Annotated in this window: 25 protein-coding genes; 17 read left to right on the forward strand and 8 right to left on the reverse strand. The window is 38.2% G+C overall.

Annotated features, from left to right (window positions below):
- Positions 1 to 207 precede the first annotated feature (207 nt).
- On the reverse strand, positions 208 to 1,524 hold the full coding sequence (gene ahcY / locus RE431_RS13120; protein WP_309562444.1) for an adenosylhomocysteinase: 1,317 nt from the start codon (positions 1,522 to 1,524) through the stop codon (positions 208 to 210).
- A 64-nt stretch (positions 1,525 to 1,588) separates the two neighbouring features.
- Here ahcY and RE431_RS13125 point away from each other — a divergent pair, with 64 nt between their 5' ends.
- From RE431_RS13125 to RE431_RS13170, 10 genes are all read left to right on the forward strand, one after another.
- The gene (locus tag RE431_RS13125) at positions 1,589 to 2,236 is read left to right on the forward strand and encodes a 4'-phosphopantetheinyl transferase family protein (protein ID WP_309562445.1); all 648 of its coding nucleotides are present in this window, start codon (positions 1,589 to 1,591) and stop codon (positions 2,234 to 2,236) included.
- Positions 2,236 to 2,952: a phosphoglycerol geranylgeranyltransferase gene (locus RE431_RS13130; protein WP_309562446.1), complete on the forward strand. Its 717-nt coding sequence runs from the start codon at positions 2,236 to 2,238 to the stop codon at positions 2,950 to 2,952. Before RE431_RS13125 ends, RE431_RS13130 begins: the two co-directional genes overlap by 1 nt.
- 90 nt (positions 2,953 to 3,042) lie before the next feature.
- A complete protein-coding gene (locus RE431_RS13135) occupies positions 3,043 to 3,429 on the forward strand; it encodes a VOC family protein (protein ID WP_309562447.1) in 387 nt (128 codons plus the stop codon).
- A gap of 76 nt (positions 3,430 to 3,505) precedes the next feature.
- Positions 3,506 to 3,766 carry a YkoF family thiamine/hydroxymethylpyrimidine-binding protein gene (locus RE431_RS13140; RefSeq protein WP_309562448.1) on the forward strand — a complete coding sequence of 87 codons (261 nt, stop codon included), beginning with the start codon at positions 3,506 to 3,508 and terminating at the stop codon, positions 3,764 to 3,766.
- On the forward strand, positions 3,750 to 4,382 hold the full coding sequence (gene pnuC, locus RE431_RS13145; RefSeq protein WP_309562449.1) for a nicotinamide riboside transporter PnuC: 633 nt from the start codon (positions 3,750 to 3,752) through the stop codon (positions 4,380 to 4,382). Before RE431_RS13140 ends, pnuC begins: the two co-directional genes overlap by 17 nt.
- Positions 4,343 to 4,921 (forward strand): AAA family ATPase, encoded by a 579-nt coding sequence (locus RE431_RS13150; protein ID WP_309562450.1) that lies wholly within the window; start codon positions 4,343 to 4,345, stop codon positions 4,919 to 4,921. The genes pnuC and RE431_RS13150 overlap by 40 nt, the downstream gene beginning before the upstream one ends.
- The gene (locus RE431_RS13155) at positions 4,911 to 6,449 is read left to right on the forward strand and encodes a DUF4301 family protein (protein ID WP_309562451.1); all 1,539 of its coding nucleotides are present in this window, start codon (positions 4,911 to 4,913) and stop codon (positions 6,447 to 6,449) included. Before RE431_RS13150 ends, RE431_RS13155 begins: the two co-directional genes overlap by 11 nt.
- Position 6,450: 1 nt before the next feature.
- Positions 6,451 to 6,852 (forward strand): alternative ribosome rescue aminoacyl-tRNA hydrolase ArfB, encoded by a 402-nt coding sequence (gene arfB / locus RE431_RS13160; RefSeq protein ID WP_309562452.1) that lies wholly within the window; start codon positions 6,451 to 6,453, stop codon positions 6,850 to 6,852.
- Between the two features lie 506 nt (positions 6,853 to 7,358).
- A complete protein-coding gene (locus RE431_RS13165; RefSeq protein WP_309562453.1) occupies positions 7,359 to 7,706 on the forward strand; it encodes a hypothetical protein in 348 nt (115 codons plus the stop codon).
- A 335-nt stretch (positions 7,707 to 8,041) separates the two neighbouring features.
- Entirely contained in the window at positions 8,042 to 9,394 is a 1,353-nt protein-coding gene (locus RE431_RS13170) for a sigma-54-dependent transcriptional regulator (protein ID WP_309562454.1), read from the forward strand.
- Here RE431_RS13170 and RE431_RS13175 read toward each other — a convergent pair.
- A complete protein-coding gene (locus RE431_RS13175) occupies positions 9,384 to 11,822 on the reverse strand; it encodes a hybrid sensor histidine kinase/response regulator (protein ID WP_309562455.1) in 2,439 nt (812 codons plus the stop codon). The two genes, RE431_RS13170 and RE431_RS13175, sit on opposite strands and share 11 nt — an antisense overlap.
- Positions 11,823 to 12,105: 283 nt before the next feature.
- Between RE431_RS13175 and RE431_RS13180 the strand changes: the two genes are divergently transcribed.
- The gene (locus RE431_RS13180; RefSeq protein WP_309562456.1) at positions 12,106 to 14,487 is read left to right on the forward strand and encodes a TonB-dependent receptor; all 2,382 of its coding nucleotides are present in this window, start codon (positions 12,106 to 12,108) and stop codon (positions 14,485 to 14,487) included.
- Positions 14,488 to 14,548: 61 nt separating this feature from the next.
- On the opposite strand, the gene RE431_RS13185 is transcribed toward RE431_RS13180, so the two are convergent.
- On the reverse strand, positions 14,549 to 14,977 hold the full coding sequence (locus RE431_RS13185; protein ID WP_309562457.1) for a Rieske (2Fe-2S) protein: 429 nt from the start codon (positions 14,975 to 14,977) through the stop codon (positions 14,549 to 14,551).
- Between the two features lie 253 nt (positions 14,978 to 15,230).
- Between RE431_RS13185 and greA the strand changes: the two genes are divergently transcribed.
- The 3 genes from greA (at position 15,231) to RE431_RS13200 (ending at position 16,611) form a co-directional block, all read left to right on the forward strand.
- The gene (greA, locus tag RE431_RS13190) at positions 15,231 to 15,707 is read left to right on the forward strand and encodes a transcription elongation factor GreA (protein ID WP_309562458.1); all 477 of its coding nucleotides are present in this window, start codon (positions 15,231 to 15,233) and stop codon (positions 15,705 to 15,707) included.
- 98 nt (positions 15,708 to 15,805) lie between these two features.
- The gene (locus RE431_RS13195) at positions 15,806 to 16,201 is read left to right on the forward strand and encodes an HIT family protein (protein WP_309562459.1); all 396 of its coding nucleotides are present in this window, start codon (positions 15,806 to 15,808) and stop codon (positions 16,199 to 16,201) included.
- On the forward strand, positions 16,198 to 16,611 hold the full coding sequence (locus RE431_RS13200; RefSeq protein ID WP_309562460.1) for an acyl-CoA thioesterase: 414 nt from the start codon (positions 16,198 to 16,200) through the stop codon (positions 16,609 to 16,611). Before RE431_RS13195 ends, RE431_RS13200 begins: the two co-directional genes overlap by 4 nt.
- On the opposite strand, the gene RE431_RS13205 is transcribed toward RE431_RS13200, so the two are convergent.
- Positions 16,608 to 17,756, reverse strand: coding sequence for a sensor histidine kinase (locus RE431_RS13205; RefSeq protein WP_309562461.1), 1,149 nt, complete (start codon positions 17,754 to 17,756; stop codon positions 16,608 to 16,610). The genes RE431_RS13200 and RE431_RS13205 overlap by 4 nt on opposite strands.
- Before the next feature lie 114 nt (positions 17,757 to 17,870).
- On the opposite strand from RE431_RS13205, the gene RE431_RS13210 reads away from it, so the two are divergent.
- From RE431_RS13210 to aat, 3 genes are all read left to right on the forward strand, one after another.
- On the forward strand, positions 17,871 to 18,743 hold the full coding sequence (locus RE431_RS13210; RefSeq protein ID WP_309562462.1) for a flavin reductase family protein: 873 nt from the start codon (positions 17,871 to 17,873) through the stop codon (positions 18,741 to 18,743).
- An 8-nt stretch (positions 18,744 to 18,751) separates the two neighbouring features.
- Positions 18,752 to 19,126, forward strand: coding sequence for a DUF3127 domain-containing protein (locus tag RE431_RS13215; protein ID WP_300439684.1), 375 nt, complete (start codon positions 18,752 to 18,754; stop codon positions 19,124 to 19,126).
- Positions 19,127 to 19,203: 77 nt separating this feature from the next.
- Positions 19,204 to 19,842, forward strand: a complete 639-nt coding sequence (gene aat / locus RE431_RS13220; protein ID WP_309562463.1) for a leucyl/phenylalanyl-tRNA--protein transferase — start codon at positions 19,204 to 19,206, stop codon at positions 19,840 to 19,842.
- Here the strand turns inward: aat and RE431_RS13225 are convergent.
- From RE431_RS13225 to RE431_RS13240, 4 genes are read right to left on the reverse strand one after another with little or no spacing between them, the layout of a single operon-like run.
- Positions 19,835 to 20,428, reverse strand: a complete 594-nt coding sequence (locus tag RE431_RS13225; protein ID WP_309562464.1) for a DNA-3-methyladenine glycosylase I — start codon at positions 20,426 to 20,428, stop codon at positions 19,835 to 19,837. The genes aat and RE431_RS13225 overlap by 8 nt on opposite strands.
- 3 nt (positions 20,429 to 20,431) lie before the next feature.
- Positions 20,432 to 21,157: an energy transducer TonB family protein gene (locus tag RE431_RS13230; RefSeq protein ID WP_309562465.1), complete on the reverse strand. Its 726-nt coding sequence runs from the start codon at positions 21,155 to 21,157 to the stop codon at positions 20,432 to 20,434.
- Positions 21,158 to 21,179: 22 nt separating this feature from the next.
- Positions 21,180 to 21,896 carry a tRNA pseudouridine(55) synthase TruB gene (gene truB, locus RE431_RS13235; RefSeq protein ID WP_309562466.1) on the reverse strand — a complete coding sequence of 239 codons (717 nt, stop codon included), beginning with the start codon at positions 21,894 to 21,896 and terminating at the stop codon, positions 21,180 to 21,182.
- Positions 21,886 to 22,680: an undecaprenyl-diphosphate phosphatase gene (locus RE431_RS13240; RefSeq protein WP_309562467.1), complete on the reverse strand. Its 795-nt coding sequence runs from the start codon at positions 22,678 to 22,680 to the stop codon at positions 21,886 to 21,888. Before RE431_RS13240 ends, truB begins: the two co-directional genes overlap by 11 nt.
- Positions 22,681 to 22,683 lie beyond the last annotated feature (3 nt).

The raw sequence follows: 22,683 nt of genomic DNA on the forward strand, positions 1-22,683 counted from the left end.
AGTTCAATAAATCATCTAATCGCAATCCAACTTCAAAACAGATAGGGCTGTTAATCCTCAACACAGATCAGTAATCTGATGTATATCAGAATTTAAAAATAGTATAATTTTTTAAAAATTAACTCTTTCGTATAAAAAATATGAATGTTAATCAAAAAAGCCTCACAAATTGCGAGGCTTTTTTGATCTTATATACTAATCTAATAATTAGTATCTGTAGTATTCTGGCTTGTACGGCCCTGCTACTTCAACTCCGATATATTCAGCCTGATCTTGTTTAAGTTCAGTAAGTTCAACTCCAATTCTTTCCAGGTGAAGTTTCGCTACTTTTTCATCTAAATGCTTAGGCAGCATATAAACCTCATTCTTATACTTATCGGTATTATTCCAAAGTTCCATTTGAGCTAAAGTCTGATTCGTGAATGAGTTACTCATTACAAAACTAGGGTGACCCGTTGCACATCCAAGGTTTACTAAACGACCTTCAGCAAGAAGGATGATGTCCTTCCCATTGATAGTATATTTATCAACCTGTGGTTTGATCTCTACTTTAGAATCTCCGTGTTTTTCATTCAACCAGGCAACAGCGATCTCATTATCAAAGTGACCAATATTTGCAACGATCGTTTTATCTTTCATCGCTTCGAAATGCTCAGCGCGAACAATATCTTTATTTCCGGTAGTTGTGATCACGATATCTGCCTTTGGAAGCACGGTTTCCAGTTTCTTCACTTCAAAACCATCCATAGCCGCCTGTAATGCACAGATAGGATCAATTTCGGTAACAGTTACAATAGAACCAGCACCTTTAAAAGACTGCGCGGTTCCTTTACCAACGTCACCGTATCCACAAACAACAACTCTTTTTCCAGCAAGCATCACATCTGTCGCACGACGAATCGCATCCACTGCGCTCTCACGACATCCGTATTTATTGTCAAATTTAGACTTGGTCACAGAATCGTTCACATTGATCGCAGGCATAGGAAGTGTTCCTTTTTTCATACGCTCATAAAGTCTGTGAACTCCGGTTGTAGTCTCCTCAGAAAGTCCTTTGATGCCTTCGGCAAGCTCTGGATATTCGTCAAGAACCATATTGGTAAGATCTCCCCCATCATCAAGGATCATATTCAATGGCTTGCGCTCTTCTCCAAAGAAAAGAGTTTGCTCGATACACCAGTTAAATTCTTCCTCAGTCATTCCTTTCCATGCATACACAGGAATTCCGGCAGCAGCGATCGCAGCAGCAGCATGATCCTGGGTAGAGAAAATATTACATGAACTCCAGGTTACATCTGCCCCAAGAGCAACAAGTGTTTCTATAAGTACAGCAGTCTGGATAGTCATGTGTAAACAACCCGCAATTCTCGCTCCTTTAAGTGGCTTGGATTCTCCATACTCCTTGCGAAGTGCCATAAGACCTGGCATTTCAGCTTCAGCAAGTTCTATTTCGCGGCGCCCATATTCGGCAAGCTCAATATCTTTTACTTTATAGGCGGTATACGGTACTGTTTTAGTCGACATATTATTATATTTGAATATTAGCAATTTTTGTGCTTGCAAAAATAAGGAAAAGCTTAGAAATTTTATGCCTCTTTTTAAAACAATAACAGTTGATGAACGTACTAAAGTCTTCATTTGGAAGGTTGAAGAATCTTTTGAGTGGCTATCTGAAGGTGTTGAATTAACAGATCATTGCCAGAAAAGAGTGGACGGAATGAAGTCTGAAATCCACCGACGTGGTTTTATGAGCATCAGACATTTGATGGCTGAAGCTGGTTATACAGATCATGATCTTTATTACGATGACCTGGGGAAACCACATCTAAAGGATGACAAATATATCTCTATTACCCATTCCTTTAATTTTACCGCGATCATCATCAGCGATATGGACGTTGGGATAGATATTGAAAAGCAGCGCGAAAAGATCCTGAAGATCGCTAATAAATTCACTCCACTGGATGAATATCATACGCTAGCGAATGAAGAAGCACTAATTAGAAAACTCACCATTGTTTGGGGAGCAAAAGAGTCGGTTTATAAAATGCTGGCGCAGCCCGGAGTCGGTTTTTTACAACATATTAATGTAACCGACTTTGATTTTGATGATGCTGAAACCACCACGCATGTTAGGTTTAACGGAATTGATGACTGGTTTGATATTAATTTCCTGGAATTCGAGAATTTCACCTGTGTTTACGCAATGGCTTCTAATTCTAAGCAAAAAGCCTGATGATAGAAGTTCAAAGTTATCTGGAGGAAATTCAGCAGGCAGCTTATGAGAGCCGAAAAATGCTTGCGGTGCTCATAGATCCCGATAAATTTGATGAATCTGAAGCCTCAAAATTTGTTGGAAAACTACCAGAGGAAACTACTCATATTTTCGTTGGTGGAAGTACGGTGGAAAAGGGAAGAACCTGTGAAGTTGTGAAAGCTCTAAAAAACCGGACAGGTTTACCAATTATTCTTTTTCCCGGAGATCATAGCCAGATCTCTTCCCATGCCGATGCTTTACTCTTTTTAAGTCTCATTTCCGGTAGAAATCCTGAATTTTTGATAGAGCAACAGGTTCGTTCCGTAGAAAAGATCAGAAATACAAATCTTGAAATAATTCCAACCGGTTATATTTTGATAGATGGCGGCAGAGAAACTTCGGTGCAGAAAGAGAGTAATACACTTCCGTTAGCTCAAAATAATATTCAGCAGATCGTAAATACAGCGCTGGCTGGCCAGTATTCCGGAAAGAAAATTATTTACCTGGAAGCGGGTAGTGGAGCGAAGAATCCGGTTTCCGCGGAAATAATTCAGGAGGTGAAAAATGCCCTTGATATTCCAATTATCGTTGGCGGTGGAATACGCAGCACACAACAACTTCAGTTGGCTTATGAGGCGGGGGCAGATCTTGTAGTGATAGGAACAGCTTTTGAAAATGGTTCTTTTCAGCAATAAATCTCTTTAAATAAGCTTACCTAAATTTTCAATTCACCATTGAATTAAAAAAGTATTAAATTTAGTTCGCTAACTAATAATCAATCCATTATGAGTATGATTAATCCGGTGGTCTGGTTTGAGATCTATGTGAATGATCTTGATCGTGCCAGGTCTTTTTACGAAGAAGTTTTTCAAACAGAACTCAAGCCAATTGGAAATCCTGCGGAAGATAATTTGCAAATGCTGGCTTTTCCCGGTGATATGGAAACTAAAGGAAGGGCTTCTGGAGCCTTGGTTCATGTAAAGGAAGTTGAAGCTGGAAACAACAGTACGCTCGTATATTTTGGAAGTGATGATTGTAGTGTAGAAGAAGCAAGGATTGAAGATGCCGGCGGTGAACTGATTCGGCCAAAAATGTCTATTGGTGAATTTGGTTTTATCAGTCTTGCCAAGGATACCGAAGGGAATATGATAGGTATTCATTCCATGCAATAGTTTATTCTTCAGTATTTCTTAATTGTCTTTCTGAAAGTTCTGAGAATGGCTAACTTTGGTTTGAAAACAGAATTCAATGAACATTTCAGTAGAACTTACGCTTACACCAATTCAGGATGATTACGAACCGGCGATCATTAACTTTATCAAGAAAATGAGAGAATCGGGTCTTACGGTAAAAGAAAATCCGCTTAGTACTCAGGTTTATGGAGATTATGATGAAGTGATGGGGCTTTTAAATAAAGAGATCAAAAATGCAATTGAAGCAATAGACCGCGGACTCATGTATGTGAAGATCGTAAAATCTGACCGTAGCGAGTATGCAGCCGATTTTTGATTTTTTCTTTGATCAGTATTCAGGATACCCAACTCTTTTTATCGTTCTAGAGATCATTGCGGTGACCTTCGGATTCCTTTCTGTTTGGTATTCAAAACAAAATAATATTCTGGTATACCCAACCGGGATCGTAAGCACCATGATCTTTGTCTATTTGCTTTGGCAATGGCAATTATTGGGAGATATGATGATTAACGCCTACTATTTCTCCATGAGTATTTACGGCTGGTATATCTGGACCAGGAAAGTAGATCCTGAACATTACACACCAATCACCTCTACTACGAAAAGAGAACAAATTCAGTCTGTTCTTATATTTATAGGGACCTTGCTTTTTGTATTTGCAGTTTACGAGTTTTTTGATAAATGGAATAACTGGACAGCTTATGTAGATACCGTAACGACTGCGATATTTTTCGTAGGAATGTGGTTAATGGCGAAAAGAAAGATCGAAAACTGGATCTATTGGATCATTGGAGATATTATCTCTGTCCCTTTATATTTTTATAAAGGCCTTACTTTTACAAGTCTGCAATACCTGGCATTCACGATTATTGCTATTTATGGTTACAAAGCATGGAAGAAAAACTTGCGCAACGACCTGCGTCCTGCATAAAAATTGTCCTTTTTGGACCTGAATCTACCGGAAAGACCACACTTTCTGAAGATCTCGCCAGATACTATCAGGAACCAATGGTTAAGGAATACATGCGCGAATATCTTCAGGAGGTTTGGGATGCTGAAAAACGTGTTTGCGAACCCAAAGATATTATCCCAATTGCTGAAGGACAGATGGAGGCTGAAAACAGGCTTTCAAAAGAAGCTGATGATCTCCTTATTTGTGACACTAACCTTTTAGAGCTAAAGGTTTATTCTGAAGCATATTACGACGGTTACTGCGATCCACGACTTCTTAAACATGCGTTAAACAACCACTATCATCTATACTTTTTAACGTATATTGATGTTCCCTGGACTCCTGATGATTTAAGGGATAAGCCTCACGATCGTGAGGGGATGTTTCAGAGATTTCAAAAGACATTGGAAGAGCATCAAAAACCTTTTTTCATTTTGAAGGGAAACCGGGAGGAGCGTTTTAAAAACGCAGTGAAAAAAATTGACCAACTAAAAAATCAAAAGAGTCGTGAATTTTAAGGAAAGAGATATTTTACAAATTGAAGATAAAGGACTTTCAACTAAAGAAGTGAAAGAACAGATCGAGATCTTTAAAAGAGGGAATATCAAAGTTAATATAACCGAGGCAGCAACTGTAGGGAAGGGAATAAGTAAAATTGAATCTACAGAAAAACATAAATTAATTGAATTCTATGATGCTGAAAAGGCTAATCATAGTCTACTGAAATTTGTTCCTGCTTCCGGGGCAGCTTCAAGAATGTTTAAGGCATTACACAACTTTGCTGATGATTTTGATCCTGAAAAACACGAATTGAGAGAATATCTGGATTCAACAGGAGATTCAGACCTCCAAAGGTTTTTTAATCACCTTGATAAACTGCCATTTTACGATCACGCGATAGAAAAGGCAAAAAAGCAGCATTCTGATTATGCGGAGCTTTCTCATGATGCTCAGCACAAGATCCTGGTAGAAACCATCCTCAATTCTGACGGATTATATTTAAGTAATCTTCCAAAAGGATTGGTTCCTTTTCATAAATACGATCAACATGTTGCAACGGCCTTTGAGGAACATTTGCTGGAAGCGGCAAAATATGCGGAGGTAGACGGAATTGCAAAGATTCATTTTACAGTAGCTAAAGGGGATAAGGATAAGTTTAAAGGAGAGTGGAAGCAAATACGAGAAAGAGTGGAAGCGAAGACCGGTGTTAAATTCGAGATCGAATATTCCTATCAGGATCCAAAAACCGATACCATTGCTGTAGATAATAATTTTGAACCATTTAGAACCGAAGAGGAAGATCTTTTCTTTAGACCTGGTGGTCATGGAGCTTTGATCGAAAATATGAATCAGCTTGATGAAGAGATCGTATTTGTAAAGAATATAGATAATGTGGTTACTGAAGATAAGGTTCAGAACGTTGTAGATCACAAGAAAATGCTGGGGGGAAAACTTTTTAAAGTTCAGAATAAAGTTTTTGAATATCTAAAGGCTTTGGAAAGTGGAGATGTAACTTCAGAGAAAATGAATGAGATACAGGATTTTCTGAATAAAGAACTATTTGTAAAAAATTCAAATTCCGAAGATGCTTCGGCTAAATATCTTCAGGAAAAACTACACCGACCATTAAGAGTCTGTGGAATGGTTAAAAATGAAGGAGAGCCAGGAGGAGGTCCTTTCCTTGTTCAGGATAAGAATGGTGAAATATCGCTTCAGATCATTGAAGGTGCACAAATAGATAATGATAATCCTCAACAGGCAAAAACAGCCAGGGAAGCTACACACTTTAATCCGGTAGACATCGTATGCAGTTTAAAAGATCATAATGGCGAATCTTATGATCTTAATGAATATGTAGATGAGGATATGAGTTTCATCGCAGATAAGACCAAGGATGGAAAACCATTAAAAGCATTGGAACGTCCGGGATTATGGAACGGTGGAATGGCAAAATGGAATACTATTTTCGTTGAAGTGCCGGTAGAAACATTTAATCCGGTAAAGACAGTTTCAGACTTACTTAAGGAATCACACCAGCCACAGTAATATGGATGAGGAACTCATTCTAACCGAATTGGATTTTAAAGCCGTAAGAAGCTCTGGTCCGGGCGGTCAGCATGCGAATAAGACTGCTACCAAAGTAGAGCTTAGTTTTGATGTGGCAAATTCTAAAGCTTTATCTGAGAATGAAAAAAATAGGATCTTGAAAAAACTTTCCGGTAGGATCAACAAGGAAGGTTTTCTGAAGATGAGTAATGAAGATTCTCGCAGCCAGCATACAAATAAGGATGTCGTTACGGAAAATTTTTTATTTGAATTAAAAGAAGCGCTGAAAAGACCAAAACCCAGGAAAAAAACGAAGCCAACTAAAGCATCAAAGGTCAAACGTTTAAAAGCTAAGAAGAAAAAGTCTGAGATTAAGGCAAATAGAAAAGATCCATTAAAGTAAAAACTGTAGAATTTTTCCTCAATTTTTAAACAAATTCCACATAAAATCTGTGGAATCTCTAATATGAAAAAATCCTTTAAAATATTTAATCTACTGAAATTCAGTAATTAAAGGTGATAGAATGAGGTTTTGTCGCAGTGGTACGATTTTTACGATGTAATAAGTAGGTTAGTATTGGGAATGGAATAAATTGACAACTAACTAATTTATTCTGTTTTATAATTTAGATTTTCGGATTGAAAAGGCTCCAGACTTGGAGCCTTTTCTATTTTATAATATTTCGTGTCTCCATTTCTAATAATATTATTTGTAGAACAAAATCCACATATTTGGATGCGATATTTTCAATTTTCTACATAATATTTTGTGAAATAAATAATCAAAAAAATAATATATGCCTGTTTTTCTGGTCTTTAGCAAAAATAAATAAGAATGGCATAATTCTTCTACTATAATTTTCATAACTAAAATGATCATAACCAAAAAGATCAATTAAAACTAGAATTATGAAAAAGATAGCATTAAGTATGATGACCGCAGGAGCTTTGTTCTTTGCAACTGAAAAGATGAATGCTCAGGTAGAAGATGTTGAAGAAATTGAAACTGAAGTTGAAGTAGAGGTAGAACAGGATGAATTTGCATCTGTAGATGTGATGGCTCTTCCACAAACCGTAAAAGATGCTGTGCTTACAGATTATAATGGAGCAGTAGCTTCTGAAGCTTGGGTGAAAACTAAAGGTGAAATGAAAGTTTATAAGCTTAAGTTGGATGTAGAAGGTGAAACTGAAAAAGTTTACATCGATCAGGATGGGAAATGGCTTAAAGAAGACGATACTGAAGAGTCAGAAAAATAGATGTCCATTTACAGAGAGATTAACTCTGAGACAGCAGATAAATGATAGAGAAGTAGTATATCTACCCCGGCAAACTCGCAAAAAAGTGACTGTTTTCAGGATTAATCCTGATGACTAACAACCAGAAAGCTAACACTATAAAGGTCGCTTTTTTGCTAGTTTATTGTGAGAAAAAGAAAAATCTGTAAAATGGGAATTTGTATTAGACAGTTTATATAACCACAAAATTGTCAGAAAAGAGAGGTTGAAGAACAGCCTCTCTTTTTTTTATGTTTTCTTTTAAAAGTTAATGATTTAAAGATTATTACCTTTGCCTAGCTTTTTAAAATTGATTTATGTCTAAAGTTCTGGTCGTTGAAGACGATGTTGCATTTGGAACCATGTTAAAAACCTTTCTGGAGAAAAGGGATTATAAGGTAACTCTTGTCTATTCTGCTTCTGAAGCCTTCAAAAAAATTTCCTCAGATAAATTCGATCTTGTACTTACCGATGTTCGATTACCAGATAACGACGGATTGGAAATTCTGAAGAATGTTAAGGCTGAAAATCCAGCGACCCAGGTGATTGTCATGACTAGTTATGCTGAGATCAGCATGGCTGTGAATGCCATGAAAGAAGGAGCTTTTGACTATGTTTCCAAACCATTTAGACCGGAATCTATACTTCAAACAATAGAAAATGCACTTCATACTAATGAAGTTGCTCCAGTAGCTGAAAAACCAAAACCAGCTAAGAAAAGCCGTGGGCCATTAAATGAAAATTTAGACCTTGTGAAGGGTGTAAGTGAACCTTCCAGAAGGTTAAGTGATTACGTAGAGTTGGTGGCTCCAACAAATATGTCGGTACTTATTACAGGAGAAAGTGGAACCGGAAAAGAGCAAATTGCTAAGAGCATTCATTTGCAAAGTAAAAGACATGCCGCTCCTTTTATCGCAGTAGATTGTGGTGCTATTCCTAAAGAGATCGCTTCCAGTGAATTCTTTGGTCACCTAAAAGGTTCATTTACAGGAGCGATCAATGATAAAACTGGACATTTTGAAGCCGCAAATGGTGGAACATTATTTCTTGATGAAATTGGAAACCTCACCTATGAACTGCAGGTTCAGCTGTTACGTGCACTGCAGGAAAGAAGAATAAAGCCTGTAGGGAGTAATAATGAAGTTGAGGTAGATATCAGGGTAGTTACCGCGACTAATGAAGATCTATCGGAAGCTGTGAAAGGAGGAGATTTTAGGGAAGACCTTTACCATAGGCTGAATGAGTTTTCTATTAAAGTTCCAGCCTTAAGAGAACGAAAAGAAGACTTGATGCTTTTCGCCAATCAGTTTCTGGATGAGGCAAATACAGATCTTGAAAAGAATATCCTTGGTTTTACAGATGAAGCGATACATGCCTTCAGAAATTACAACTGGCCAGGAAATTTAAGAGAGCTGAAAAATATGGTGAAGCGTGCTGTGCTATTAACGCAGGACGACCTTATTCCTCTTAAAGTCTTACCTCATGAAATCGCTACTTCTACGCGAAACAATGAGAATGACTATGGCTTATTCAAAAATAAGAACGAGGAGCAATTGATCCTTGATGCTTTGGAAAAAACGGGTGGTAATAAAAGTAAGGCAGCGAGAATGCTTTCTATAGACAGAAAAACCCTTTACAACAAGTTGAAGCAATACGGTATTAAACTGTAATTCCCTCTTCTAAGCTGGACATTAGCTGATTGATCTTTCTTTGAAAATAGGAAAATTCAGATTTGCTTACATTATCTCTTGCTTCCATTTTTACCAGGATTGCGATCACTTCATTCGCTTTCATCTGCCTTAGCATTGGTAGCATTCTGTGAGCGATCTTACCCATCTGGTCAATATCATTTTGCTGAAATGCTGCTTCTAATTCCTGAAGACTACTTTCAGCTCCTTGAAGAAATGCCTGTATAATAGTTTGCATGGCATCGTCATCCTGTCCTGAGAATTCATAGATATCGGTGAGATCATAATTTTCAGATTTCAATTTTGAATTCTGAATTTCAGTAGGAGTTTCCGGTTTTTCATATTCTAATTCTAGAATATTAGCAATGCTCTTTTTTAATTCATTCGGTTTATAAGGTTTTAGCAATTTGTTATTGAATCCAACCTGCGTATACACCCTTTTTTCGATATCGGTTCTACCTGAGAGAGCAATAACAGGTATATCTTTATATTCCTGGCTGGTTCTAACATTCTTGATCAGTTGAAAACCATCCAGAATTGGCATTTGAATATCGGTAAGAATAATATCGAAATTTGAAATTTTCAGTTTTTCAAGGGCCTCCTTTCCATTCTCAGCAGTTTCTATTTCAAATCCCATCGACCTTGCTACTTCAACCGTTAACGATAATTGTCCCGGCTCATCGTCAACTATAAGAGCTCTTAGACCAGAAGTGTTTAAAATTTCATCATCGATGTCTTCTTCTTTTTCTTCTCTTTCGGCTTCTTCGCGATTTTCAGAGATCTTCACTACGGGAATGTTAATAATAAATTCACTTCCTTTTCCCTGTTCACTTTCAACCCTTATTTCACCCTCCAGCAATTCTGTAAGTCTTTTCGTGATCGCTAGGCCAAGACCAGATCCTCCAAATCTTTTTTCAATACTGCTGTTCTCCTGTGAGAATTCTTCGAAAATGCTGGCTTGCATTTCCTTTGAGATACCTATACCGGAATCTTTAACTCGAATTTCCAGAAAATGTTCATTGGCCGATTTTTCCTGAAGCTCTGCAGCGATAAGGATACTACCTTTCTCAGTAAATTTCCATGCGTTAGAGATCAGGTTTGCCAAGATCTGTTTTATCCTGAAAGGATCACTTTGGATCTGGACATTGGTTTCTTCTGAAACATCGATAATGATCTCAACATCCTTGTTCTTTTCAGCAGGTATAATATTGCTTACAGTGTCTCTGATCAGTTTCTTGGGATTGAAAGAGAGCTTTTCCACCAGCATTTTTCCGGCTTCTAATTTCGAAAGATCCAGAAGGTCATTTACCAGTCTCAGAATGAATTGAGAAGATTTCTTAATCTGGGTGAGATAATGCTTTTGTTTTTCGTCGAGATCGGTTTTTTGAATAAGGTCTGTATAACCCATTACGGTTGTAAGCGGGCTTCGTAAATCGTGCGTGATCGCAGCCATGAATTGTTCTCTACTCGCCAATAGAGATTCTGCAAATTCTTTCGCTTCTTCAAGCTGAACGCGATAACGCTGGCTTCGGGTAATGTCACCAATAATATTAATTATGAAATAGAGAATGATGAGTAGAATTATACAGCCACCAAGAAAGATTATATTAGAAGTCTTGTTCAACATGTTCTGGAAAACTTCAGCTCTCTCCACAGAGTTTTCACGCTCTTTCAATTCCAGTTCAGAAAGCAAACTTTGCAGTTGCTGGTTAAGAATAAGGTCATTATTAAGAAGTTCATTTTCCTTCTGGATCACTTCATTCTGAAACTGCCTGTTGGCAAATTCCAGATCGGTTAAAACACGTTTTACCGATTTTACGAGGGAATCCAGTCTTTGTGTGGTAATGCGCTCAGCATTATCTTCTCTTGAATATTCCAGCCATTTTACCAGGACATCCTTTTGATAAGACTTCAGGTTTCTGAAACGGTTCTCGTAATTATAATCCTTAAATGAAGCATCGATATTTCTAAGCTCATTTAAAGCTTTGGAATAATAGTTCGTATTCCTGTCGGTATCCCGAAGGGCGACTAATTCTTTTAAGTTCTGGGTTTTTTGATCGAGTAATTTAGTAATACTATCAGCTTCTTTTTCAAGATCTATATTTTCATAGGTCTGTTCAAGTCGGTATAATTTCGATTTTATAGTATCTATCTGGGAATTGTATAGTTCTAATTCCTCTTCATCTCCGGTTTGAATAAGCCGTCTGCTGGTATTTTCAGATTCATTTAGATTCGTGCTTATTTCACTTACAAGAATAAGTTGCTGGTTATTTTCTGTATTGGATTGTGCGATCTCAGAATACGCGATTACCTGATTATAAACATACCATACAGCAAGGCCAGCTAAAATGGCGACAATAACATATCCGGTAACAACTTTGGCGGTGATGGAGCGTTTGGCACTAAACATTACTCAGTTTTAAATCTAAAATTAAGCCAAATATGGCAATTCTCCCCAAATGTATTGTATTTCTAAAAAAGCATATTACATTTGCGAAACAATCTCATAAGGGGTGCCCAAATGGGCTGAGATCATACCCAATGAACCTGGGCAGGTAATGCTGCCAAGGGAATTGCACAAAAGTGCAGTGTATGTACTCCTGATTTTGCCATGTGGCAGTTTCAGGATTTTTTATTTTTAAGATTTAAACAAAAAGAATAATCGCCCCTTTTATTCGTAATTATTGCTACGAATGAAAAATGTATTATTTTTTGCAGGCCTGCTCTTTTTATCTCTACAGGCTTTTGCACAGGAGTTCAAGCTCTCAGGAACAGTGAGTGAGAACGGAACTCCATTGAATGAAGCTTCGGTTTATGTAAAAAGTACTGGAGCCGGAACACTTACCGATGAAAATGGTTTTTACAGTTTAAGCCTAGAAGAAGGTTCTTATACGATCGTATTTGTCTTCGGAAATCAGATTAGTAAGAAAGTTAATGTCAACTCAGATAGAGTTCTTGACGTAGACCTTGCTGGTGCTGAAGAAACTCTTGACGAAGTATTTCTTTCTTCGGTAAGGGTTACAGAAAAATCACCAATCACTTACAGTAATTTAAGTAACGAAGAAATTGCTGACAGAAACCTTGGGCAAGATATCCCCGTTTTGATGAACTATATGCCCAATGTAGTAACAACTACAGATGCTGGAGCCGGTGTAGGTTATACCGGAATCAGGGTGAGAGGTAGTGACGCGACCAGGGTGAACGTTACCATTAATGGTATCCCTTACAACGATGCGGAAAGTCAGGGAACTTTCTGGGTAAACCTGGGTGATTTTGCATCTTCAGTAGAAAATCTTCAGTTACAAAGAGGAGTTGGAACCTCCACGAACGGTGCAGGAGCTTTTGGTGCCAGCCTCAATATTCTTACAGATTCTTATAAAGAAGAAGCTCAGGGAGAGATTGCCAATAGCATCGGTTCTTATAATACTTTTAAGCATACCGTAAAATTTAGCACGGGATTGATCAATGATCACTGGTCTTTTGCCGGTAGAGCTTCAAAGATTAGAAGTGATGGATATATAGACCGAGCCAGTAGCGACCTGAAATCTTATTTTCTGCAGGGAACTTTTGTAGATGAGAATACACTCGTTAAAGCATTAACCTTTGGAGGAAGTGAAAGGACTTACCAGGCGTGGTACGGTATTGATAAAGAAACTCTGGAAAATGACAGGACGTTTAATCCGGCGGGAATCTATACCGATGAAAATGGGAATACGAAGTATTACGATAATCAAACTGATAACTATAAGCAGGATCATTACCAATTACTATGGAATCAGGATTATGGCAATAACTGGTCTTCTAATATAGCTTTACATTATACTTATGGGAGAGGATATTACGAAGAGTACAACGAGGATGCAGATCTTGCTGAATTCGGTTTACCATCTTTCATATCTGAAGGAGAAGAGATCAACACATCAGACATCGTGGGAACCAAATGGCTGGACAATCATTTCTACGGAACGGTTTTCAGTCTAAATTATGAGGATACTAAATGGGATGTGACTTTCGGTGGTGGCTGGAATAAATATGAAGGTGATCATTTTGGAGAAGTAGTATACAGCAGATTTGCCAGGAACAATGATCCTTATGAGCCATATTATTTCAACCAGGCAGATAAAACAGATTTCAACATCTACGCAAAGGCAAATTTTGCGATTACTGAAAAATTAGCTGGTTATGCAGATCTTCAGCTAAGAACCGTTCACTATGAGACTGATGGCTTGCTTGATGATCAGTCCAGATTTCAGAACGAAGATGATTTTAGTTTCTTTAATCCCAAAGCAGGTCTTACTTACCAGTTAAATCCATTCAACCAGTTCTATCTTTCTTATGCACGAGCAAACAGGGAGCCAAGCAGAAACGATTATGAAAATGGAGATCCTGAACCGGAAGAACTGAATGACTTTGAGTTGGGGTGGAGACATAATTCAGAAAATTTCAAACTGAATACTAATCTTTATTATATGGGTTATCAGAATCAGTTGGTCTTAACCGGAGGCATAGATGATGTTGGAGCATTCGTTCGGCAGAATAGCGGGAAAAGTTATCGATTAGGTCTTGAGGTAGATGCGACAGTTAGGTTGTCTGAAAAGTTCACTGTTAGGCCAAATATCGCCCTTAGCCGAAATAAGAATGTTGATTTTGTTTCTCCGTTCAATGGAAACTTAGTGGAATATGGAGATACAGATATTTCATATTCCCCTGAGATCGTTGCAGGGAATATCATCAATTATCAGCCTGTAGGTGGTTTGGAACTTAATTTGCTTTCTAAATATGTTAGTGATCAATATATGAGCAATGTAGAAGCTGATAATTCTAAGCTGGATAGTTATTTCGTGAACGATCTTAATGTTCAGTACACCTGGGATGATGCATGGTTATTCAAAGAAGTTGTGATCACCGGTTTGGTAAACAACATTCTAAACGAAGAATACGTGTCTAACGGATATTATTACACTTTTGATATTCCCAACGATGATGCTCCTTCCGGAGTTCAAACTTTAGATGGAGCAGGGTATTACCCGCAAGCCACTACTAACTTCTTGTTGGGATTAACGTTGAAGTTCTAAACGCTTCAGCGGTTTTAGCTGCCTCCTTTTCAAAATGTAGGGTTTTGAGAGGGAGGCTTTTTTAATTATAGATCTCGATGGTATTGCCAGATTTCCTAACCCGGTATGGTTTCATGGTATACGGTCCGTCGCCTTCTACGATCTCACCGGTGATCACATTGTATTGATTGCCTTCACATGCACAGGTTGCGATCACACCATTAACAGTCATAGCAGAGCAGCTATTCGCAGGATGGTTGGGATCGCTTAGTTCAAATGCTGCATATTGAGAATTGTTTATATTATAGATCACCACGCCCCGAACACCGTAATTATAAGTGGCGAAAGCGTTACCTGGAAATTGCAGATTGTTGTATTCAGGAAAACTTAGATCAAGTTGAAATCTGAAATTGAGATCGGGCAGATTTGGATTGTTTCTAACTTCATCATCAGATCCTGAACATGCCGTGATCATTACAAAAATCGCTAATAAGCTGAAAATTTTTTTCATAGGAATTCAAGTTGCAACGAAAATAATATAATTGTTCCGAAAGATTAAATTTCTTACATTTGTTTAAAGAAATCCCGTTAGAAATGGGATTTTTTCAGTTAATGATGCAATAGTTTAAACCCGGAAAGCTAAACCTTTATAGATCCGGGCAATCCCGCATCCTGGGATTCAGTTATTACTAAAATCATTATAAGGTATTTTTCGGCTCTGGAGGGTCTAGCCCACTGGCTGCGAAAATTAAAACGATAAAGTTATGAGTAAAGTATCTTATTACACCCCTGAAGGGTTAAAAAAACTTAGAGATGAGCTTAACCAGCTCAAAGACGTAGAGAGACCAAAAGCTTCTCAGGCAATCGCTGAAGCTAGAGATAAAGGAGATTTGAGTGAAAATGCTGAATATGATGCAGCAAAGGAAGCTCAGGGACTATTAGAAATGAAGATCTCCAAACTTGAGGAGGTTGTTGCTAATGCACGAGTTATTGACGAATCGCAGTTAGACACCTCTAAAGTCCTGGTGCATTCTCATGTAAAAATCAAAAATCAGACGAATGGTGCTGAGATGACTTATATGCTTGTTGCGCAAAGTGAAGCCGATCTTAAATCTGGAAAGATCTCGGTAGATTCTCCAATAGGAAAAGGTCTTCTTGGTAAGCAGGTTGGCGATACCGCAGAAATAGAAGTTCCAAACGGAACCGTGAAATTTGAAGTTATTGAGATCTGGAGAGAATAATCCTTTCCATTTCAGTTAATATTTAATCCTTTTCTTTTAACCGTAATTTCGGATTTTGGAAAAGGATTTTTTAATTTTAATAAAAAACCAACCTAATTATGTCAACACTGTTCACAAAGATTGTAAAAGGAGAAGTGCCTGCTTATAAAGTGGCTGAAAACAGTCAGTTTCTAGCTTTTTTAGATATCAGGCCAAATGCGAAAGGGCATGTGCTGTGCATCCCTAAGAAGGAAATAAATAAGATCTGGGATTTGGAAGAAGAGATGTATCAGGAATTAATGCGTTTTACCAGAAGCGTATCTATAGCTTTGGAAAAAACTGTGCCTTGCAAGAGGGTTGGAATGGCTGTGGTCGGGCTGGAAGTTCCGCACACACATGTTCATCTAATTCCTTTAAATAGTATGAAAGACATGGATTTTTCAAACAATTTTGAAATGAGCGATCAGGAATTCAAAGATCTTGCTGAAGCTATAAACTCTAATATTGAACTTTGATAGATTTTTCAGGTTTTAAATTAAGTGTTGAAATTAGGGTAGACTGGAGCGATCTTGATATTTACGAGCACGTGAATAATGTTTCCTATATGCGTTTTATGCAGAGCGGTAGAGTTAATTTCTGGGAAGCATCTGGCGTTTATGAATATTATCGAAAATCCAATCAGGGAACTATGCTGGTTTCAACAAAATGTGATTTCAAAAAATCTCTTTATTACCCGGGAAAAGCTATTATAAAGACTAAACTTGATTTTATAGGCAATACGAGTTTTGGTCTAAAACATATTATTCTTAATGAAAAAGGGGAATTATGTGCTGAAGGGAATGATGTGGTGGTTTGCTTCGATTTTGATAAGAATGAAACTTTCCCAGTGCCCGATTGGTTAAGAGAAAATATCTCGAAATTCTAAACTTTTTTTAAGCTGATTTGGAAAGTAGTTCCTTTATTCAATTCACTTCGGGCCACTTTAATTTTTCCTTTGTGATATTCTTCAATTATTCTTCTGGCCAAGGATAATCCAAGACCCCAACCACGTTTTTTGGTGGTTTGTCCTGGTTCAAAAATAGACTTATACCTGTTCTTGTCTATTCCCTTACCAGTGTCAGTTATATAGATGTGCGCTTGCTTGAGATCCTGCTTTATCTCAATCATAAGTTCTCCTTTTCCGCGCATGGCATCTATGGCATTCTTAACTAGGTTCTCGATGGTCCAGCTATAGAGCTGTTCATTCAGCATAACGTTGATAGGTTGTCTTGGAGCTCTAATACTAAAATGTATAAGATTCGAACTTCTGGTCTTCAAATATTCGAAGCTTTCCTTGGTGGAAGCTACAATATCGGTCTGCTGTAAATTCGGCAAGGATCCAATCTTCGAAAACCTCTCAGTGATGGTGCGTAACCTGTCAATATCCTTTTCCATTTCCTCCACATAAGAAGGGTTTACGTTTTCAGTTTTAAGAATTTCAGTCCAGCCGATTAAAGAGCTTAAAGGAGTCCCGATCTGGTGCGCTGTCTCCTTGGCCATACCGGCCCATAATTTATTTTGTTCACTGGATTTGGTAGTGGTATAAAAGAAATAGACCACACCTATAAATAGAAACCCTATCAAAGTTAGCCCGATGGGATAATACTTTAATTTATTCAGGGCAGGCGAATTCCCATAATATAAATACTGAATCTGTCCTTCTCCGAGATCTATTAAAATTGGCTCATTTTCATCTTTAAGATCCTCCAGATATTCCTGTGTTTCTTTGGGATTATCAGCAATTGATGGTTCAAGATTAGTGGTATAAGCAATATCTCCATTTTCATCAGTATGAATAATGGGAATAGTAGTATTGTTATTCAGAATCTTAAGAATAAGGCTAAGATCGGCATCTTCGGGAGCATTGCTGAGCTCTTCCTGCGCCTGCGCCCAGATATTCATCTTTGCTCTTTCATCTTCTTTAAGTCGCTGAAAAAATATACTTGTATTCCAGAGCACCAGAACGATGACCACAAGGCAGGAAATAATGATAAACCAGCGATTAAAGCTGCGTTCGTCGGGTAGATTCATGTAAGTTTCCGGCTTTTAATCCAAAATAAATATAAGCGTTTTAAAACTATTTTTATTGTAATGCATTGCTTTTCATTCCTTATTCGATTCTTTATCTTTGGCAAAAATTAATCTATGCTAACTATAGAACCTAAGGATGTAAGTGTCGGGAAATTACACCAATACCTTTTGGGAGCCATCGGTCCAAGACCCATTGCTTTTGCAAGTACTATTGATGAAAATGGAAATCCTAATCTTTCACCTTTTAGTTTTTTCAACGTTTTCGGAGCGAATCCGCCAATTCTAATCTTTTCTCCCGCCAGGAGAGGTCGAGACAATACTACCAAGCACACTTTTGAAAATGCGAAGAAAGTAGATGAGGTCGTGATCAATATTGTGAATTATGATATCGTTCAGCAAATGTCACTTTCAAGTACTGAATATGCGGAAAGTGTAAATGAGTTTGAAAAGGCTGGGTTAACTATGCAAAAATCAGATCTTGTAAAACCATTTCGTGTAGCAGAATCTCCAGTTCAATTAGAGTGTAAGATCAAGGAGATCGTGGAAACAGGAACTGAAGGTGGTGCTGGAAATCTTGTGATTTGCCACGTGGTGAAAATGCATATAAAGGAAGAGATCCTGGATGCAGACGGATTTATAGATCAGCATAAGATAGACCAGGTAGCTCGTATGGGCGGTAACTGGTATACTCGTGCGAAGATGGGAATGTTTGAAGTTCCAAAACCACTTTCAACCTTAGGGATTGGTGTAGATGCCATGCCTGAGGAAGTGAGAACAAGTGAGATCCTAACCGGAAATGATCTTGGGAAATTAGGAAATGTGGAAGCCTTGCCTGACAATGGTGAAATTGAGGAGTTTTTAAAGGCAAATTCTGAAGAAGCCGAACTTGTAAAAAGCGGTGATAAAAAGAAAATTCATAAACAGGCACAGGTGTATCTTGAGAAGGGGCAGCCGGAAGAAGCCTGGAAAATATTATTAGCAAAATAAACGAGACAATGGAAGTACAGGGAAAAATCAAGCTTATTGGCGAAACGAAAACATTTGGAAACAATGGATTTCAGAAAAGAGAAATGGTTGTGACTACAGAGGAACAGTATCCTCAGCACATCATGATCGAGTTCGTTCAGGATAAATGCAGTCTTTTAGACGCATTTCAGGTTGGACAACCGGTTAAAATTGGAGTGAATCTTCGAGGTCGTGAATGGGTGAGCCCACAGGGAGAAACTAAATATTTTAACTCTATCCAGGGTTGGAGAATTGAAAACCTTGCTGCTCAGCAGCCTTCTGGAGGTTCTAATGTACCGCCACCAGACCAGTTCGAGCCTGCAAGCGATCTTAATGAAGAAGATTACGACGATCTTCCTTTCTAAATCGAAAGAATAAAAACAAAAAGTCCGGTACATTTGTATCCGGACTTTTTTATTTTCAGAGAATAAAATTAGAAGACTTGTATTTTATAGGCTCAAATGAAAAATTTCCTCCCGTAAGCTTTGCTGACGCTGACGGTTTGCTGGCTGTTAGTCGTGATCTTAGTCTTGAGCGCTTAAAAGAGGCATATTATAATGGTATATTTCCGTGGTATAATGAAGGCCAGCCAGTGCTATGGTGGTCTCCCGATCCCAGGATGGTTCTTTTTCCTGAAAATCTCAAAATTGCAAGAAGCATGAGACCGCTACTAAATCAGGATAAGTTTCAGGTTACGTTCAATCAGGAGTTTGAAAAAGTGATGGATAATTGCGGAAAAGTATTCAGAAAAGGGCAGGATGGAACCTGGATCACAACAGCTATAAAAGAGAACTACTTGAAACTACATCAAGAAGAAATTGCTTTTTCAACTGAAGTCTGGAATGGAGAGGATTTAGTTGGCGGACTTTATGGAATTTATTTACACGATAAAAATATGTTCTGCGGTGAAAGTATGTTCGCTAAGGAGAGTAATGCTTCAAAATTTGGGTTTATCAAATTGGTTGAAAAGCTTAAAATTGAAGGAGTGAAAATTATAGATTGCCAGGTCTATACAAATCATCTTGAAAGTCTCGGAGCTGAAGAAATTCCTCGGGATGAGTTCCTGGAATATCTCAAATAGCCATTTTCTCTCCCAGCTTCTTCACTTCTTTATGTCTGAAACAGTCAACCTGGTGATCGTTCACCATTCCAGTAGCCTGCATATGAGCATATATTACTGTAGAACCCACAAACTTAAAACCGCGCTTTTTCAGATCTTTGCTTAATTCATCGCTAATTTCGGTAGTAGCCGGAGCTTCTTTATAATTTTCGATTTCATTTTGAATTGGCGTGCCTTCCACGAATTGCCAGATATACTTGCTGAAACTTCCAAATTCATCCTGAATTTTCATATAAGCCTGAGCATTTGTCACGGTGGCCCTTATCTTCATCTGGTTGCGAATGATGCCGGCATTCTGCATCAATTCAGTGATCTTGGCATCTTTATACTGGGCAATCTTCTTATAATCGAAATTATCAAAAGCTTCTCTAAAATTATTTCTTTTGCGTAGAACCGTGATCCAGCTTAAACCTGCCTGAAAAGTTTCCAGGGTTAGAAATTCAAATAGGGTGTCATCATCTAGCACCGGCACTCCCCATTCGTGATCGTGATAGGCCTCATATAAAGGGTCGCCAACGCACCACCCGCAACGTGTAACTTCTTCCATAATTTATGATCTAAAGTGATAGGTAATGGTGCCTATCTGTGAATCTTTACCGGCGAGTTTACTGAATCTGGCACCGGCTGAATATTCCAACGCACGCTCTGTAAGGCATTCATTGGTGCTCGTAGAACTTCCTTTGTTTACTGATGAATCTAAAACATAGCCATTCGCATCAACCGTAATGTTGATGACGATCTTTCCTGCAGTATCGCAGGTATAAACAGGATTTGGGATTTTCACTGCTCGTCTTCCTTTTAAGGAAAATGAAATAGAACTATAATCATAGACCGCCGATTTTTGAGAGTCTTCTTCACCAGAATCATCTCCATCTGATCGTTTTTTCTTCTCTTCAGAATTTTTTCGATTCATGGCATAATTTCCTTCAGAACCTTCGGAATCTTCATTTTCGGCTTGCTCCTGCTCAGCACTATTCTTTTCAAAGATCTCATCCAGTTGATTTTTGAAGTCGGCTTCGCGGGTTTCTTTATCCTGATTGTACGCCTGGTGAGTCTGAATATTTCTCCTGTTTTGTTGCTGAGGTTCTGGCTCTTCGGGTTTTACTTCTTCCTTTTCCTCAACTTTGAATTGTTCCAGATCCACAAGCATTTCTGCTGTCGCCTGATTGTTATTAGCAAGCTTAAAATTATACAGAGCCAGCATCAGGACAGCAAACGAAAGTGTAGTAAGGATAAGCGCCTTATGCTTATCAAAAAAATCCTCGAAACGTTTCATATACAGTTAACAGTCAGTAGACTTAATTATTCTCTCGTGAAGGTAGCAATTTTTCGAAAGATTCGATATCCAACGCATTTTCTACGGAATAATCACCAATGGCAGTTCGTCTTAATTCAGATAAATGTGCGCCGCTATTCAGGGCTTCGCCATATTCATTTGCCAGACTTCTAATATAAGTTCCCTTGCTGCAAACCACTCTGAAGTCAACTTTTGGAAAATTAGTAGTATCGATCTCAAACTCTGAAATTTCCACCTTCCTTTTCTTTACTTCAACTTCCTTGCCTTCGCGGGCATATTCGTAAAGTCTTTTTCCGTCCTTCTTCAAAGCAGAGAATACAGGCGGAGTTTGCTCGATTTCTCCAATAAATTTTTTTGTGGTTTCCTGAAGTAATTCTTCGGTAATATGATCTGTGGGGAAATTCTGGTCAATTTCGGTTTCCAGATCAAAAGATGGAGTAGTAGCTCCAACTGTAAATGTACCTGTGTATTCTTTTATCTGTCCCTGAAGTTCCGGGATCGTCTTGGTGAATTTTCCAGTGCATATGATTAGTAAACCTGTTGCTAGTGGATCTAAAGTCCCGGCATGGCCAACCTTTATTTTCTTGATATTACAGCTTTTTCGAATGAGCCATCTTACCTTGTTCACTAGCTGGAAAGAGGTCCAGTTTAGTGGTTTATCGAAAAGTAATACCTGTCCTGCTTTAAATTCTTCCGGAGAAATTTCCTTATTGTGCATATGCAAAAATAATGGCCGCGAGTCCCACTACAAAACAATAGATGGCAAACCATGAAAGTTTACTCTTTTTAACCAGAGCGATCATCCAAGTACAGGCAACTAACCCCGCAAGAAATGCTGCTATAAAGCCAACGGCAAGAATTGAAAAATCTGCCGAGCTTTCCATTAATTCGCCACTTAGAACATCTTTAGCGATCTTTCCGAAGATGAGAGGCACCACCATTAAGAATGAAAATCTGGCCGCTTTAGTTTTGTCGTTACCTAATAATACTGAAGTTGAAATGGTAGCTCCACTTCGGGAAATCCCAGGAAGCATTGCGATTGCCTGAGAAACTCCAATTATGAATGCGTTGCTATAGCTAACTTTTTTACCGGTGTTCTTGGCCTTATCAGCGAGCCAAAGCAGTAATGCAGTGATCAGCAACATAAATCCTACAAAAAGGATATTACCACCGAATAAAGCTTCTAATTGTTCTTCGAATAATAGCCCAACTAGAACTGCCGGTATCATGGAAACTATGATCTTTAATGAGAATTGAGTTTCCTCATTCCATTTAAAGCTTAGTAAGCCACCAATAATTTCCAAAATATCTTTTCTGAAGACCACGATCGTACTCAATGCAGTCGCGAAGTGAAGTACAACAGTAAATAGAAGTGATTCTTCAGGAACACTGGTGTCTCCTAAGATTGCTTTTCCTAATTCTAAATGTCCGCTGGAGGATACAGGTAAAAATTCGGTAAGTCCCTGGATGATCCCAAGGATCACGGCGTCTAATACGTCCAAACT

The organism is Christiangramia sediminicola (assembly GCF_031344135.1).
GTDB lineage: Bacteria > Bacteroidota > Bacteroidia > Flavobacteriales > Flavobacteriaceae > Christiangramia > Christiangramia sediminicola.

Bases quoted from the DNA above. Each gene is read 5' to 3' on its own strand.
- ahcY (WP_309562444.1), bottom strand. From the start codon at position 1,524: ATGTCGACTAAAACAGTACCGTATACCGCCTATAAAGTAAAAGATATT.
- RE431_RS13125 (WP_309562445.1), top strand. From the start codon at position 1,589: ATGCCTCTTTTTAAAACAATAACAGTTGATGAACGTACTAAAGTCTTC.
- RE431_RS13130 (WP_309562446.1), top strand. From the start codon at position 2,236: ATGATAGAAGTTCAAAGTTATCTGGAGGAAATTCAGCAGGCAGCTTAT.
- RE431_RS13135 (WP_309562447.1), top strand. From the start codon at position 3,043: ATGAGTATGATTAATCCGGTGGTCTGGTTTGAGATCTATGTGAATGAT.
- RE431_RS13140 (WP_309562448.1), top strand. From the start codon at position 3,506: ATGAACATTTCAGTAGAACTTACGCTTACACCAATTCAGGATGATTAC.
- pnuC (WP_309562449.1), top strand. From the start codon at position 3,750: ATGCAGCCGATTTTTGATTTTTTCTTTGATCAGTATTCAGGATACCCA.
- RE431_RS13150 (WP_309562450.1), top strand. From the start codon at position 4,343: ATGGAAGAAAAACTTGCGCAACGACCTGCGTCCTGCATAAAAATTGTC.
- arfB (WP_309562452.1), top strand. From the start codon at position 6,451: ATGGATGAGGAACTCATTCTAACCGAATTGGATTTTAAAGCCGTAAGA.
- RE431_RS13165 (WP_309562453.1), top strand. From the start codon at position 7,359: ATGAAAAAGATAGCATTAAGTATGATGACCGCAGGAGCTTTGTTCTTT.
- RE431_RS13170 (WP_309562454.1), top strand. From the start codon at position 8,042: ATGTCTAAAGTTCTGGTCGTTGAAGACGATGTTGCATTTGGAACCATG.
- RE431_RS13175 (WP_309562455.1), bottom strand. From the start codon at position 11,822: ATGTTTAGTGCCAAACGCTCCATCACCGCCAAAGTTGTTACCGGATAT.
- RE431_RS13180 (WP_309562456.1), top strand. From the start codon at position 12,106: ATGAAAAATGTATTATTTTTTGCAGGCCTGCTCTTTTTATCTCTACAG.
- RE431_RS13185 (WP_309562457.1), bottom strand. From the start codon at position 14,977: ATGAAAAAAATTTTCAGCTTATTAGCGATTTTTGTAATGATCACGGCA.
- greA (WP_309562458.1), top strand. From the start codon at position 15,231: ATGAGTAAAGTATCTTATTACACCCCTGAAGGGTTAAAAAAACTTAGA.
- RE431_RS13195 (WP_309562459.1), top strand. From the start codon at position 15,806: ATGTCAACACTGTTCACAAAGATTGTAAAAGGAGAAGTGCCTGCTTAT.
- RE431_RS13205 (WP_309562461.1), bottom strand. From the start codon at position 17,756: ATGAATCTACCCGACGAACGCAGCTTTAATCGCTGGTTTATCATTATT.
- RE431_RS13210 (WP_309562462.1), top strand. From the start codon at position 17,871: ATGCTAACTATAGAACCTAAGGATGTAAGTGTCGGGAAATTACACCAA.
- RE431_RS13215 (WP_300439684.1), top strand. From the start codon at position 18,752: ATGGAAGTACAGGGAAAAATCAAGCTTATTGGCGAAACGAAAACATTT.
- RE431_RS13225 (WP_309562464.1), bottom strand. From the start codon at position 20,428: ATGGAAGAAGTTACACGTTGCGGGTGGTGCGTTGGCGACCCTTTATAT.
- RE431_RS13230 (WP_309562465.1), bottom strand. From the start codon at position 21,157: ATGAAACGTTTCGAGGATTTTTTTGATAAGCATAAGGCGCTTATCCTT.
- truB (WP_309562466.1), bottom strand. From the start codon at position 21,896: ATGCACAATAAGGAAATTTCTCCGGAAGAATTTAAAGCAGGACAGGTA.